The following is a 14,197-nucleotide window of genomic DNA, read 5'->3' as shown; positions in this document are numbered from 1 at the left end:
GGAGCGAGGAGAGTGAAGGAATGAATGCACGATAACATGAGGAAAGCAATAGGTGTAATTCTCCTTGTTTCTTTACTAAGTGTAGGCTTTTTTAAGCCGTTTAAAGAATATTTACTGATACCGTCAGAAATGAGCGTCTTTGAAAACCAGACTCAGGCCGTTCCGGTCAATGCATCAATAAGCGCTGAAAAGGGCGAATTATCAGAAGCCTTTACGCTGAAAGAAGAGCACGGTCATGCAAACATAACAGGGCAAACACAAGGCCGGTCAGAAGTAGTATATGATCTTGCCGGGTTTCCCATTAAAAAAACGAAAGTGCGTGTCCTTCCAGAATTGAAGGTCATTCCGGGCGGACAGTCCATCGGTGTAAAACTGCATTCAGTCGGTGTTTTGGTCGTCGGTTTTCACCAGGTGATGACAAAGGATGGGAAAAAGTCTCCGGGAGAACAAGCGGGTATTGAATCTGGCGACATCATTATTAAAATGAACGGACATAAAATTGAAAAAATGAGCGACATCGCCCCGTTTATTCAAAAAGCGGGCAAAACCGGTGAATCTTTGGATTTATTGGTGAAACGCGATAAGCAAAAAATCAAAACAAAGCTGATTCCGACAAAGGACGAAGCCGAGGGGAAATATCGAATCGGCCTTTATATCCGCGATTCGGCAGCCGGCATCGGCACCATGACATTTTTTGAACCGAAAACAAAAAAATACGGCGCATTGGGCCACGTCATCTCTGATATGGATACAAAAAAACCGATTGTTGTAGAAGACGGAGAAATCGTCCGTTCTACTGTAACATCGATTGAAAAAGGAAAAGGCGGCAATCCCGGCGAAAAACTGGCAAGGTTTTCGTCAGAACGGAAAACAATCGGCGATATTAACCGCAACAGCCCGTTCGGCATTTTTGGGACACTGCATCAGCCGATTAAAAACAACATTTCCGACAAAGCGCTTCCGATTGCTTTGTCAAATGAAGTAAAAAAAGGACCTGCGCAAATGCTGACGGTTATCGAAAACGATAAAGTAGAGAAATTTGATATTGAAATCGTCAGCACCACGCCGCAAAAATTCCCGGCGACAAAGGGAATGGTGTTGAAAGTGACAGATCCGAAACTGCTGAAAAGAACCGGCGGAATCGTTCAGGGGATGAGCGGAAGCCCGATCATTCAGAACGGAAAGGTCGTCGGAGCCGTAACCCACGTATTTGTCAATGATCCGACAAGCGGCTACGGCGTTCATATCGAATGGATGCTGTCTGAAGCGGGTGTTGATGTTTACGGGAAAGACAAAGCAAGCTGACTGCCGGATGATCCGGCAGTTTTTTTATGTGATGCGTTCTTCACTTCTTTCCTGGATTCATGTAAAATAAGACATGAAGATTTTTCGACAAATTCACGTTTCCTGATTTGTCAAACTTAATTTTTAGTCGAAAAACCTAGAAAATGCTAGAAAAACAAAGATATACCACTATTATTGGTAAATATGGATTTTTTAAAAGGGGAAGTAGTGGTTTTGTCGAATGTAACATATAGCAGTCAAATGGGTTGCGTCCTGTTAATACATTGGGGGAGGAAGAAACGTGGAGAAAATTAAAGTTTGTGTTGCTGATGATAATCGAGAGCTTGTAAGCCTGTTGAGTGAATATATAGAGGGACAGGATGATATGGAAGTGATTGGCGTTGCTTATAACGGACAGGAATGTCTTTCTTTGTTTAAAGATAAGAATCCCGATGTGCTCGTTTTAGACATTATCATGCCGCATCTGGACGGACTTGCGGTTTTGGAGCGTCTGCGGGAATCAGAGCTCGAGAAGCAGCCGAACGTCATCATGCTGACGGCATTCGGTCAGGAAGACGTTACGAAAAAAGCCGTCGATTTAGGCGCGTCCTATTTCATCCTGAAGCCGTTTGATATGGAAAACCTTGTCGGCCATATCCGCCAGGTAAGCGGAAATGTCAGCAGTGTCACACACCGTGCGCCGTCCGCGCAAAGCAGCATTATCCGCAGCCAGCCGGAGCCGAAGCGGAAAAATCTCGATGCCAGCATTACAAGCATTATCCATGAGATCGGTGTGCCTGCCCATATCAAAGGCTATCTTTATTTGCGTGAAGCCATTTCCATGGTGTATAACGATATTGAACTCCTCGGCAGCATCACAAAAGTCCTTTATCCCGACATCGCCAAAAAATTCAACACGACCGCAAGCCGTGTAGAACGGGCCATCCGCCACGCCATTGAAGTCGCATGGAGCAGGGGAAATATTGATTCCATTTCTTCACTGTTCGGATATACGGTAAGCATGACAAAAGCAAAACCAACCAATTCAGAGTTCATCGCGATGGTTGCTGACAAGCTGAGATTGGAGCATAAAGCTTCGTAACGCAAGCCTTTGGCTAAATGTCTTTTTGCGCCTTCTATTCCGTGCATGAACGCGGAAGAGAAGGCGTTTTGAGATTTTGCTGACGAAAACAATGGGAATCACTCACGCTGGTACTTGTTCTATACATAAATACGGGAACTATGCCGTCTATACGTATAATACCGGAGCTGATATTTTAATGATTTTGCCGTCTCTGAAATAAAAGCGGGGGATGCGGCGGCTTAACACTGACAGGACTTCGTAGCTGATCGTACCGAGCATTTCGGCAATTTCATCAACGGAAATCTCGGCTTCTTTTTGTTTGCCGTAGATGACGACTTCTTCTCCTTGTTTGCCCTCATTCTCACCTAAACTGACCATTATCATATCCATTGTCACTCTCCCCGCTACCTGCACCCGTCTGCCGCGGTGCAGAATAAACCCGCGGTTGGACAGGGCGCGGGAGTAACCGTCAGCATAGCCGATCGGAATCGTCGCGATGATTTCACCCGGTTCGGCGATATATGTGGCACCATAACTGACGGTCCGGGGATCTGTCACCATGGCTTTCACATAAGCGATACGCGCCTTTAAACTTAGTGCGGGCGTGAGATTCACGAGGCTCAGCTCCTTTATCGAGGCGGACGGATATAAACCATATAACCCAATGCCTAAACGGATCATGTCGGCGCTGAATTCCGGGAATGCGATAGCGGCGGCTGTATTGCACATATGCACGGTAGGCAGCGTAATGTCTTGATTTTTTAAAAAGCGGAGGAAGCTGATAAACTTTTCGTGCTGCAGCATCGTCAGCTCAGTGTCCGGTTCATCCGCTGTTGAAAAATGTGTAAAGATGCCATCCCATGACAGGTATGTACTCGACTTGAGCGCTTTCACCACTGCTAAAAGATCTTCTTCCGTGCGCACACCCAGCCGGCCCATTCCGGTATCCACATTGATATGAATGGACAGCCGTTTCGAATCTGCTTCTTTTTCCAATATCCGATTCGCTTTTTTGATCCAGCTGACCTGAAACGCTGATAATGTGATGTTCCAAACGGCAGATTTTTTCACACAGCTGAGAGCTGTGAAGCCGAGCACGAGAATAGGTGCCGTAATTCCCGCTCTCCGTAACACAATTCCCTCTTCGACGCTTGCGACAGCAAGCTCGCTCGCCCCGCTTTCCAGTGCCTGCCGCGCTACTTCCACAGAGCCGTGGCCATAAGCGTTCGCTTTTACGACGGCCATAATTTTAGACGTATTCGGAATATGGCGGCGGATCGCCCGTACGTTCTTTTTTATCGCATCAAGGTCAACTTCAATCCAAACTTCCCGGCAAAGTTTTTTCATCACGATTCCTTCTTTCCTTAATGAGATTCAGTACTCATGCTTTCAATCTGCATTCTATTCATCTTTAACTGAAATCATTCAAAACATGAGAAGGTGACCGCTGATGTTAAAAATCAAGTTTTCGGGAAATCATGCGCCTGCTTTATTTATGCAGTAAGGGCTGCATGGCAGCCCTTACAATGACTTCACAATATTCTGATCTGAAAATTGATGTTCAAACATTTTGGACTGGCTTACAGCATTGTTTTGAATGACAATGCCGATATTTCCCCCTCCGGCACCGAAAACGGTTTTTGATGCAGTCAGCGGACTGATGGATATGGCGCCGCCAACATTGACAACTCCGTTTCCTGATACGTTGTTTATCGTAATCGGGCAACCGCTCATTCTATTTTTTCTCCTTTCTCTCTCAGTCTACTAACTATATGTACGCTGTGATATTTGAATAAGATTAAACAAAACGGCAAAAAGAATCCGGCTGCTGCCAGCCGGAAAGGGAGGGAAATACGGATGTCATAATGTTTTCGTTACATTTTGATCAGAGTATTGAGAGTTTGAAGATTGAGATGTGCTGGATTGATTCATTTGCAGGACCATACCTGTATTTCCCCCTCCTGAGCCGTAGACGGTTTTTGATACGGTTAAATGACTTATCGAAAACGCACCGCCGACATTGACAACCCCGTTTCCGGAAAGACTGTTAATCGTAATAGGGAAACCAGCCATCATATACGGTCTCCTTTCTATTAATCTATTTACTATATGTACGCTGTGTGTTGGAAATAGGAGTAAACAAAGCGGTAAAAACTTGTGAATCAAAAAAACTGCCGGACATCCGGCAGTTTTTTTAGTCTACTTTTCAAACGGCACCCAGCCGCCTGTATTCTGAATCATTTCCCATAACGGTTCAGGAAGTCGGTATTTCTCAATTTCAGATGCTTGAATGGCTTTTTCGATTTCCTGTTCGCGGCCTTCTTTGACCAGCACCGCCCATTCGGGGTTAATCAAAATGACACGTCCCAGAGCCACCAGCGGAATTCCGCTTTCTAATACGGCAAGCGCTTCGTCCGCGGTATAGATGGAACCGACGGCCATCAGCGGCACTTTATGGCCGACGCGTTCGTTTAATAAATCCATCCGGGTCCGTGAAGTATCCGCGCCGCGGCGGGCTTTGGAATTGACATCCATCAGTGAAATATGCAGATAATCCAAGTTCTCTTCCGCAAGCGCGTCGGCGAGCATGAATGTTTCTTTCATTGTAAGCCCCGGTGTTTCCGGCTCTTCCGGTGACAGGCGGTAGCCGAGAACGAATGGATTTTCAGCGTGTGTATCAATCGCCTGTTTGACAGCGTCAACGACTGCAAGCGGGAACGCGAGGCGCTTTTCATCGCTTCCGCCCCAGCGGTCTGTGCGCCGGTTTGTTTTCGGTGAATAAAATTGGTGAATCAGGTACCCGTTTGCCCCGTGAATTTCAACACCGTCAAAGCCGGCTTCAATCGCTCTGCGTGTCGCTTCGCCGAATGCTTTCACGATGTGCTCAATTTCTTGTTCGGTGAGAGCCCGGGACGTTTGTCTGCCGTCTTCTTCTGAGCCGCTCGGACTGACGACGTCGTTGTTTGGCACGAGTTCAGGAGGGCATTCCAATCCTCCGTGGTGAATCTGCACAACGGCTTTCGCTCCTTGAGACTGGATCGCCTGAGCGAGTTTTTTCAAGCCGGGAATGTGAGAATCATCATAGATGCCGGGCTGGCCTGGAAACGCTTTGCCGTCCGGCGTTACGTTTGCACATGCCGTAATGACCATGCCCATTTCTTTTGAACGGGGAGTAATGTAGCTTAATTCACGGTCGGAAATCGTTCCGTCATCATTTGATGAATAATGTGTCATCGGTGCGACTGAAATACGGTTTGGTATGGTGACGCCGCTTTCGAACGTAAAAGGTTCAAACAGCGGTTGATAAGTTTGCTTCATCATTTCGCCTTCTTCCTTAGGAGTTTAACTCGTCCGTATTCTAGCTTATGTTTTCATTGTGTGCAATTATTTTGCTTGTTCTTCTTCCGGAGGTTATGACCGGCTGAACCATTTAAACGAATGAAACGGTTTTCTCCGTTCCTTTTCAGGATCTTTATATCCTCCTGAAATTTGATGGCCGATCGAGCTGAATATGACAGCGGCGGCGAAGAGGAGAATGATTTTTTTCATATGCATATCTTCTTTCTTATCTTTTACAAGGTTATTTATAAGCATACGCTTGTGCGAAAAAACCGTCAATTTGTTTATTCTTTTTTCCACTTTCCTGCGGCGAATATCGTTCCGATCTGAATCACAACACTTAACAGAGCGCACACTGCCACTACTGTGTTGCTGTCCATAGAAGACACCCTCCTTTTTGTTAGGTTGATGTATCATATGACAGCTGTCTCTGTTTTGACAAAACCGTAATGCGGTGTTTCATATTTTTCAACACAAAAAGGGCGCTTTTTTAAGCGCCTTTACTTTTTTTTCAGCCGGTTCAAAGCGATTTGCACGGCGATGGCGTCATCCAGGTAGCCGATCGGAAACATGTAATCCGGAATAACGTCGGTCGCTAAAATATAATACAGCAGCGCGCTCCCGAGAATCGCGCGGTCTTCAGCCGGTGTTGATTCATCCATATACTGATGATGCATGTTTTTCAAATGATCAATAAAAGGGCCGACGCTTTCTTCATTGTCCATTTTCTTTTGAAACTCATCGCAAATCAGGCGATGGCCCTGCTGGGTTTTGGCGTATTGTTCATATCTGGTCAGTTCGCGCTCAATTTGCTCCCGGGAAAAAGGCTGATCAAACATCTCGGCCATATTCAGCATATCCTGAATCGCGTGCATCGGGTCTTGCGGCGCAGCTTCTTTTTCATGACCGATGTCTATGCCTGACGCCTCAAGCAATTCCTCCAGCGGGGTGCGGAGGTGTTTTGAAAATTCCTGAAGATGCTTTAAATTGGCCTTCTGTTTGCCGTTGATAATCCGGGAGATGGTGGCCGTATCAATGTTTGTTAAGGCGCCGAGCTTTCTCATGGAGAGCGAGTGCTTATCAAGCAGTGATTTTAAAAGGGGTCCCAGTGTCTTATTTTTATTTTCTGTCAAGGGTGTCACCTCGTTTCCGCCGGAATGATGATCGTCAATCAATAATTTTTGCAGAAAAGGTACCTTTTCTGTGCTGCTGAATAGAATAGTGTAGATTCAACGGCACAACATGTTGAAAAGACATCAAAGAATGGAGAGAAACGAACATGGCTTGGTTATTGATTTTAGGTTTGGCAGTGTCCTCAAGCATTGATAATTTAGGAGTGGGGATGTCATACGGCATCAGAAAAATCAAAATATCGCATGCGTCAAATATGATGATCGCTTTTATCTGTTTTGTATTCAGTTATATCGGAATTTATTTCGGCAAATGGATTTCAGCCGTTTTACCGGGCTTTCTTCCTGTATTGCTGGCGGCGTTTATTTTATCTGTCATCGGTATCCGCATCATTCTGCTGGCTGTGCCGAGAAAAACAGCGCGTGTTGGCGCGTCAGGAAAAAAAGGCCGTTTTGCCGGTCTGCTGCAAAATCCGGAGGCAGCGGATGCCGACGGTTCGGGAGAAATCGGTATATTGGAATCCATGGTTCTCGGGGTGGCCGTATCCGCAAATGCGCTGACCAACGGATTAAGCGCGGGGTTGATCGGGCTTTCTCCTGCTGCCATTTCCATCACTGCGGCGATCGGAAGCTTTCTGACCATATGGATCGGCTGCTCGCTTGGAAAAAAAGCCGCGTCATTGCGCATCGGTTCTTTTCACGTCGGACAGTTCAGCACGGTGCTGAGCGGAGTGATTATTCTCATCATTGCCGCCAATACGCTGCTCTTTTAAGTTGTCCCGTTCATTTTATGAAAAGCTCAAAATAAATATGAATGTTTCTATTCGGGAGAGTGCATGACGCGGCTCTCTTTTTTTTGCCGATCTGATATTTTTTCAAAATGAACAGAAAGTCGTCCGTTTCCGTTAAATTCTGCATATTCGGCCTTCAGACAGAACCTTTTTCATAGACTGATCAGCTTGTTTTCTTTCTAAGTTCAGGTAAACAGCAGGTCAGATAGCCTTCATTCCAAATATGGAAAAGCGCTGGAGGAATGGAGGCTCCCTTTACAAATCGGCCAATCTGTTCAAAGATAAAGCCGAATGAGAAAACGTGAGGTGATCTGTGTGAAGTCTGTCATACTTCTGATCTTCACCGCATGGCTGTTATCAGGCTGCGAGTATACCGCGGAGGCTGATGCGGCGCCGTCATTTACACAGGAAGGAACATTTATAAAAGCGGCCGGAAACGATACGATCGCGGTCGAAATTGACGGAGAAAGGCAAGAGGTGAAGGTGCCTTTCGCTAAGCGGTTTGAATGTCAGTCGCTGCCTGAACATACGGCGGTGCAAATCACCTATAAAAAAGAGAGCAACGGACAATTACGGCTTGAGAAACTGAAAAAAGAAACAGATATGTGAAAACGGGGAGGAAAAAACGTGGGTTTACTGACAAAAAGCGCTGCTGCCTTCGGTGCCGCTCTGCTTCTGCTTGCGCCGTCCGCTTATGCAGCCGAACCTTTGCAAGGGAAAACCATTTATATCGATGCCGGACATGGCGGAGAAGACAGCGGGGCCGGCGGAAATGGACTGCTTGAGAAAAACATCAATTTAGCGGTGTCAAACAAGGTGATCGCCAAATTGGAGGCAGAAGGTGCAAAACCTGTAGCTTCAAGGACTGACGATACTTTTTTACGTTTGGACGAGCGGGTGGCGAAAGCGAGCGCCAGCCAATCCGATTTATTCGTCAGCCTCCATACGAATTCAGCCGTATCAACGGCATCGGGCACGGAAACGTATTTTAATTCGACATATGAAGGCGCGGACAGCGAAAGGCTTGCTTCCGACATTCAGCAGCAGCTTGTCACGTCTTTAGGGATGAGGGACAGAGGCGTAAAAGAAGCTCCTTTTTATGTTATTACATATTCAAAGATGCCGAGTGTGCTGGCTGAATTAGGTTTTATCACAAATCCTCAAGATGCGGACAAGCTGAAAAGCGATAACGGACAAGAGCATGCCGCGGACGCCGTTGTAAACGGAATCGAAACCTATTACAGCGGACGGTAATGATAAAATATGTGTAAATAGCGCCCTCCTGATGTGCATAACGATTATAATAGAGAAAACCGATGACAAACATCTGAGGTGACACATATGACGAATATTTTTGCCCACCGGGGGGCGTCGGGCGACTGCCCTGAAAATACGATGCCCGCATTCAAAAAAGCGATTGAGGACGGGGCTGACGGAATCGAACTTGATGTACAGATGACAAAAGACGGCCGGATCGTGGTCATTCACGATGAAACCCTCGACCGCACGACGTCTTTGAAAGGATTTGTGAAAGATACGGCGTATGACAAAATCAGAACCGCCGATGCCGCCGGAAAATGGAAAGATTCTTTTAAAGGTGTCAGAATTCCGCTTTTGTCAGATGTGCTGCGTTTTGCGGAACGTGCTGATTTTCTGATAAACATTGAGCTGAAAAACAGTGTATTCCGTTACGAAGGAATGGAAGAAGAAGTGATCAAAAAAGTCAGATATTACGGACTGGAAAAGCGCGTTATTTTTTCTTCATTTAATCATGAGAGTCTCGCGGTTTGCCACGCCCTGGCGCCTGAAATTGAACGGGCGGTGCTGACAATGGATGTGCTGTACCGGCCTGAACGGTATCTTGCCGCCATCCCCGCTTCGGGTTATCATCCGAAGCTCGGTACGCCTGCGGTCAGCGCTGAAGTGATCAAACATCTTGCAAAACACCAAGCGGCGCTCCGTCCGTTCACTGTCAATCGTCCTGAGGATATGAAGCAGCTGATGAAAGCGGGGATAGACGCAATTTTTACCGATTATCCAAAGCTGGCTGTTTCTATAAAAGAAGAATGCCGCAGCTGAGAAGACTGTTCAGACAGTCTTCTTTTTTTATGGGCGGGAAAAAGGCGGTGCAATCATAACTCGGTCAGCCGGTTCATATATTGTAACAGGGCGTTTTGTGTAAGCGTTATCTTTTATCTTATTGAAAGTGAGGCAAAATTGTGGGAAAAACGGTTATCGTCAGTGCGGCAAGAACGCCGTTCGGAAAATTCGGCGGCGCATTAAAAGAGGTAAAGGCAGCCGAGCTTGGCGGCATTGCCATAAAAGAAGCAATCAAGCGCGCCGCTATCAGTGAAAGCGAAGCGGAAGGAGCGGTGATGGGGATGGTCGTCCAGGCGGGTGCCGGGCAGATTCCGGCACGGCAGGCTGCAAGATATGCCGGGCTTCCGTGGTCCGTTCCGGCTGAAACCATTAATAAGGTCTGTGCATCAGGGCTCAGGGCTGTTACCATCTGTGATCAAATGATCCGGGCGAAAGACGCGGACGTGCTGATTGCAGGCGGAATGGAAAGCATGAGCAACATTCCGTACGCCATTCCGGCCGGCCGCTGGGGTGTGAGGATGGGGGACGGGGTTTTTCAGGATTTAATGGTTCATGACGGTCTGACCTGTGCGTTCGACCAGGTACATATGGCTGTCCACGGAAGCACTGCGGCCAAAAAGTACGGCATTTCCCGGGATGAACAGGATCATTACGCTCTTTTGAGCCAGAAACGCGCGGCTGAGGCGGCTGAGGCGGGCAAATTGCGTGAAGAAATTGTCCCCGTTACCTGGATCGGCAAAAAGGGCAAACAGCATATCGTTGAAGCGGATGAGGGGCTGCGTCCTGATACAAGCCTTGAGCAGCTCGCAGCGCTCAAGCCAATTTTTACAGCCGACGGAACGGTTACAGCAGGAAATGCTCCCGGTGTAAATGACGGGGCCGGAGCATTTGTGCTGATGTCAGAGGAAAAAGCAGCAAAGCAGCATGTCAGGCCGCTCGCAGCAATACTTGGCTTTGCGTCAGTCGGACTGGAAGCGTCCGAGCTGGCAAGCGCGCCGGGAGAGGCCATCAGCCGGCTCTTGAAAAAAACCGGACTGTCCGTTGACGATATTGATTTGTTTGAAGTAAATGAAGCATTTGCGTCCGTCGTGCTCGTGAGTGAAAAAATAGCCGGGTTCAGCCGGGAGAAAGTGAATGTAAACGGAGGGGCAATCGCGTTCGGCCACCCGATCGGCGCAAGCGGAGCGAGAATCATCATGAGTTTAATATACGAATTAAAGCGTCGCGGAGGAGGTTTAGGCATAGCGGCTATATGCAGCGGAGCGGCTCAAGGAGATGCCGTCCTGCTGGAGGTGTACTGATCAAAGGAGGGAGCGCCGGATGAAGATGAAAACAATCATGGTCGCAGGTGCCGGTCAGATGGGGGCAGGCATCGCTCAGACGGCTGCAGAAGCCGGGTTTGCCGTCAATTTATACGATTGGGAGCCGGAAACGGTAACAAAAGGTCTTCACCGCATAAAGACAAACCTGGAGAAAGAGCAGGCAAAAGGACGGAAGTCACAGCAGGAGACAGATGCCGTTTTCAGCCGTATTTCCCCGGCAGAGCTTACAGAAGCGGGAGATGCTGATTTTATCATTGAAGCCATTGCCGAAAACAAAAAAGCAAAAGCGGAATTGTTTGACACACTTGATAAAATCTGTCCCCCTCATGCCGTATTGGCAAGCAATACGTCTTCTCTTCCTATTACGGAGCTTGCCGCGGCCACAAAAAGGCCTGAAAAAGTAATCGGCATGCATTTTATGAATCCGGTTCCTGTCATGGAGCTTGTCGAAGTCATCAGAGGACTCGCCACATCGGAAGAAACGGCGGAAACAGTAAAGAAGCTTGCCGTCCGGATGAATAAAACCCCTGTCGAAGTCAATGACTTCCCGGGCTTTATATCTAATCGCATATTAATGCCGATGATTAACGAAGCCGTTTATTGCCTTTACGAAGGAGCAGCTTCAAAGGAAGCGATTGATGAGGTGATGAAGCTCGGCATGCGTCATCCGATGGGCCCTTTAACGTTAGCTGATTTCATCGGGCTGGATACGTGCCTTTCCATTATGGAGGTTCTCTACGCGGGGCTCGGAGATCCGAAATACCGCCCATGCCCTCTGCTCAGAAAATATGTCAGCGCCGGCTGGCTCGGCAAAAAAAGCGGGCGCGGTTTTTATGAGTACGGCAGATGATGTAAAGATCATGAGGGGAGACGGCAGCCATGCATTTTACAGAAGAGCACATCATGATGAGAAAAATGGTGCGTGATTTTGCCCGCAAGGAAATCGCGCCGGTGGTTGAGCTCATGGAATCAACAGATGAATTTCCGGAGCGGCTGATTAAAAAAATGGGCGAAGCGGGATTGATGGGCATTCCCGTCCCGGAAGCTTACGGCGGGGCGGGTGCTGATACAACATCTTACATTTTAGCGATTCATGAAATATCAAAAGTCAGCGCGGCCGTCGGCGTCATTTTGTCCGTCCACACATCGGTAGGGACAATCCCGATTTTGCATTTCGGGACAGAAGCCCAAAAACAAACGTATATTCCGAAGCTGGCAGCGGGCGAATATATTGGGGCTTTTGCGCTTACTGAGCCTCACTCCGGATCTGATGCGGGAAGCCTGAGAACAACAGCCGTGCGAAAAGGCGGTTCATATATTCTGAACGGTTCAAAAATCTTTATTACAAACGGCGGAGCGGCAGATCTGTATCTGACATTCGCCATAACCGATCCGGGTAAAGGGAGAAAGGGAATTTCAGCGTTTATCGTTGAAAAAAACACACCCGGTTTTTCTGTCGGAAAAAAAGAAAAAAAGCTCGGATTGTTAGGTTCCAATACTGTCGAATTGCAGTTTGACCAAGCGGAAATTCCGATTGAAAACCGGCTCGGCGAAGAGGGCGAGGGTTTTTCAATCGCCATGAAAAACCTTGACGTCGGACGGATCGGCATAGCGGCTCAGGCGCTCGGGATTATCGAAGCGGCGCTCGGCTGCTCGGTGGAGTACGCCAAAACCCGCAGCCAGTTCGGCAGACCCATCGCTTCGAATCAGGCCGTTTCATTTAAATTATCTGACATGGCAACGAATGCGGAAGCTGCCAAATTATTGGTCTATCATGCTGCTGATCTGTATCAGCGAGGGCTTCCGTGCGGAAAAGAAGCATCTATGGCGAAGCAGTTCGCGTCCGATGCGGCGATGAAAGCGGCGGTGGAGGCTGTTCAGATTCACGGCGGCTACGGCTATATGAAAGAGTATCCCGCGGAGCGTTTATTTCGGGATGCGAAAGTCACGCAAATCTATGAAGGAACCAATGAGATTCAAAGGCTGATTATTTCTAAGTATCTTCTTCAATAAAAAGTGCGCAAAGGAGCGAAACCATGGAATCTTATTCTCCCGGTTTAGATGGCGTCATTGCGGTGGAAACGGGGATTTCTTTCCTGGATACACAGCAGGGCAGTATTTTAATCAAAGGCCACGATCTGATTGAGCTTTCTAAAACGGCCGGCTATATGGACATTGTTCATCTCTTATTGGAAGACAGACTTCCTGATGCGAAAGAGAAGAAGGCGCTAGAAGAAGACGTTCGGCGCGGCGGACACCTTCCCGAGGAAATCTTGCGTATATGCCGTCTGCTGCCCGAACGTACTCACCCGATGGACGGACTGAGGACAGGTTTGTCCGCGCTTGGAGGCTTTGATAAGGATATTGATAACCGCACCTCTTCTGTAAATCGGCACCGTGTCCGCGGGCTGATAGGCAAAATGCCCAATCTGACCGTCAACAGCTATCGAGTCATCAACGGACTGGAGCCTTTAGCGCCTGTCGGAACCTTATCGTACAGCGCAAACTTTTTATATATGATTACCGGAAAAACGCCGTCCTCCTTGGAAGAAGAAATATTCGACCGGTCGCTTCTTTTATACAGTGAGCATGAATTGCCGAACTCAACGTTTACGGCCCGTGTCATTGCTTCGACGCAATCGGATATTTACGGCGCGCTGACCGGAGCCGTCGCCTCGCTTAAGGGAAACCTTCACGGCGGAGCGAACGAAGCGGTTATGTACATGCTTGAGGAAGCGAAGGATACAGACGGGTTTACACAATTATTAACTCAAAAACTCGCAAACAAAGAAAAAATCATGGGCTTCGGCCACCGTGTCTACATGAAAAAAATGGACCCGAGGGCGCTCATGATGAAAGAAGCATTGAAAAAACTGTCTGATCTTTCAGGCGATTTCCGTCTTTATCATATGTGTGAAGCCGGAGAAACCGTCATGCGGGAGAAAAAAGGCCTTTATCCGAACTTAGATTACTACGCAGCGCCGGTTTATTACATGCTCGGCATCCCGATCCCGCTGTATACGCCTATATTTTTCAGCGCACGGACGGTCGGACTGTGCGCTCATGTCATTGAACAGCACAGCCGAAACCGGCTTTTCCGCCCGCGTGTCCGCTATACCGGAGCGCGCCTGTAAACAGATGAGAAAG

General features: G+C 47.8%; 16 protein-coding genes. 10 read left to right on the top strand and 6 right to left on the bottom strand.

Annotation, left to right across the window (positions count from 1 at the left end):
* Window positions 1-24 precede the first annotated feature (24 nt).
* Window positions 25-1,305 (top strand): SpoIVB peptidase, encoded by a 1,281-nt coding sequence (spoIVB, locus tag OWN49_RS10340; protein ID WP_007408360.1) that lies wholly within the window; start codon window positions 25-27, stop codon window positions 1,303-1,305.
* A 280-nt stretch (window positions 1,306-1,585) separates the two neighbouring features.
* Window positions 1,586-2,386, top strand: a complete 801-nt coding sequence (gene spo0A, locus OWN49_RS10335) for a sporulation transcription factor Spo0A (RefSeq protein WP_003153177.1) — start codon at window positions 1,586-1,588, stop codon at window positions 2,384-2,386.
* 147 nt (window positions 2,387-2,533) lie between these two features.
* Here spo0A and alr read toward each other — a convergent pair whose 3' ends face one another.
* The 6 genes from alr to OWN49_RS10305 form a co-directional block, all read right to left on the bottom strand.
* Window positions 2,534-3,715, bottom strand: a complete 1,182-nt coding sequence (gene alr, locus OWN49_RS10330; protein ID WP_077722582.1) for an alanine racemase — start codon at window positions 3,713-3,715, stop codon at window positions 2,534-2,536.
* A 174-nt stretch (window positions 3,716-3,889) separates the two neighbouring features.
* The gene (locus OWN49_RS10325) at window positions 3,890-4,102 is read right to left on the bottom strand and encodes a spore germination protein (protein WP_014305392.1); all 213 of its coding nucleotides are present in this window, start codon (window positions 4,100-4,102) and stop codon (window positions 3,890-3,892) included.
* A 126-nt stretch (window positions 4,103-4,228) separates the two neighbouring features.
* On the bottom strand, window positions 4,229-4,441 hold the full coding sequence (locus tag OWN49_RS10320; RefSeq protein ID WP_223883535.1) for a spore germination protein: 213 nt from the start codon (window positions 4,439-4,441) through the stop codon (window positions 4,229-4,231).
* Between the two features lie 126 nt (window positions 4,442-4,567).
* Window positions 4,568-5,686, bottom strand: a complete 1,119-nt coding sequence (locus OWN49_RS10315; protein WP_003153184.1) for an NADH-dependent flavin oxidoreductase — start codon at window positions 5,684-5,686, stop codon at window positions 4,568-4,570.
* Window positions 5,687-5,779: 93 nt separating this feature from the next.
* Window positions 5,780-5,917, bottom strand: a complete 138-nt coding sequence (locus OWN49_RS10310; RefSeq protein ID WP_014470646.1) for a hypothetical protein — start codon at window positions 5,915-5,917, stop codon at window positions 5,780-5,782.
* A 290-nt stretch (window positions 5,918-6,207) separates the two neighbouring features.
* Entirely contained in the window at window positions 6,208-6,840 is a 633-nt protein-coding gene (locus tag OWN49_RS10305) for a helix-turn-helix domain-containing protein (protein ID WP_014418348.1), read from the bottom strand.
* 146 nt (window positions 6,841-6,986) lie between these two features.
* On the opposite strand from OWN49_RS10305, the gene ytaF reads away from it, so the two are divergent.
* From ytaF to mmgD, 8 genes are all read left to right on the top strand, one after another.
* Window positions 6,987-7,610 (top strand): sporulation membrane protein YtaF, encoded by a 624-nt coding sequence (ytaF, locus tag OWN49_RS10300; protein ID WP_070082095.1) that lies wholly within the window; start codon window positions 6,987-6,989, stop codon window positions 7,608-7,610.
* 309 nt (window positions 7,611-7,919) lie between these two features.
* Entirely contained in the window at window positions 7,920-8,237 is a 318-nt protein-coding gene (locus OWN49_RS10295) for a hypothetical protein (protein WP_003153192.1), read from the top strand.
* An 18-nt stretch (window positions 8,238-8,255) separates the two neighbouring features.
* Window positions 8,256-8,882, top strand: coding sequence for an N-acetylmuramoyl-L-alanine amidase family protein (locus OWN49_RS10290; protein WP_003153193.1), 627 nt, complete (start codon window positions 8,256-8,258; stop codon window positions 8,880-8,882).
* Between the two features lie 87 nt (window positions 8,883-8,969).
* The gene (locus OWN49_RS10285; RefSeq protein WP_077722579.1) at window positions 8,970-9,707 is read left to right on the top strand and encodes a glycerophosphodiester phosphodiesterase; all 738 of its coding nucleotides are present in this window, start codon (window positions 8,970-8,972) and stop codon (window positions 9,705-9,707) included.
* Window positions 9,708-9,847: 140 nt separating this feature from the next.
* Window positions 9,848-11,029: an acetyl-CoA C-acetyltransferase gene (locus OWN49_RS10280; protein WP_077722578.1), complete on the top strand. Its 1,182-nt coding sequence runs from the start codon at window positions 9,848-9,850 to the stop codon at window positions 11,027-11,029.
* Between the two features lie 19 nt (window positions 11,030-11,048).
* Entirely contained in the window at window positions 11,049-11,900 is an 852-nt protein-coding gene (locus OWN49_RS10275) for a 3-hydroxybutyryl-CoA dehydrogenase (protein ID WP_077722577.1), read from the top strand.
* A 29-nt stretch (window positions 11,901-11,929) separates the two neighbouring features.
* Window positions 11,930-13,063, top strand: coding sequence for an acyl-CoA dehydrogenase (locus tag OWN49_RS10270; RefSeq protein WP_003153197.1), 1,134 nt, complete (start codon window positions 11,930-11,932; stop codon window positions 13,061-13,063).
* A 23-nt stretch (window positions 13,064-13,086) separates the two neighbouring features.
* Window positions 13,087-14,184 carry a citrate synthase gene (gene mmgD, locus OWN49_RS10265; RefSeq protein WP_003153198.1) on the top strand — a complete coding sequence of 366 codons (1,098 nt, stop codon included), beginning with the start codon at window positions 13,087-13,089 and terminating at the stop codon, window positions 14,182-14,184.
* The last annotated feature ends 13 nt before the right edge of the window (window positions 14,185-14,197 follow it).

Source organism: Bacillus sp. NEAU-242-2, assembly GCF_027853835.1.
Classification (GTDB): Bacteria; Bacillota; Bacilli; order Bacillales; family Bacillaceae; genus Bacillus; species Bacillus velezensis.
The sequence above is the reverse complement of the archived record's forward strand: the minus strand, read 5'-3'. Positions and strand labels throughout refer to the sequence as shown.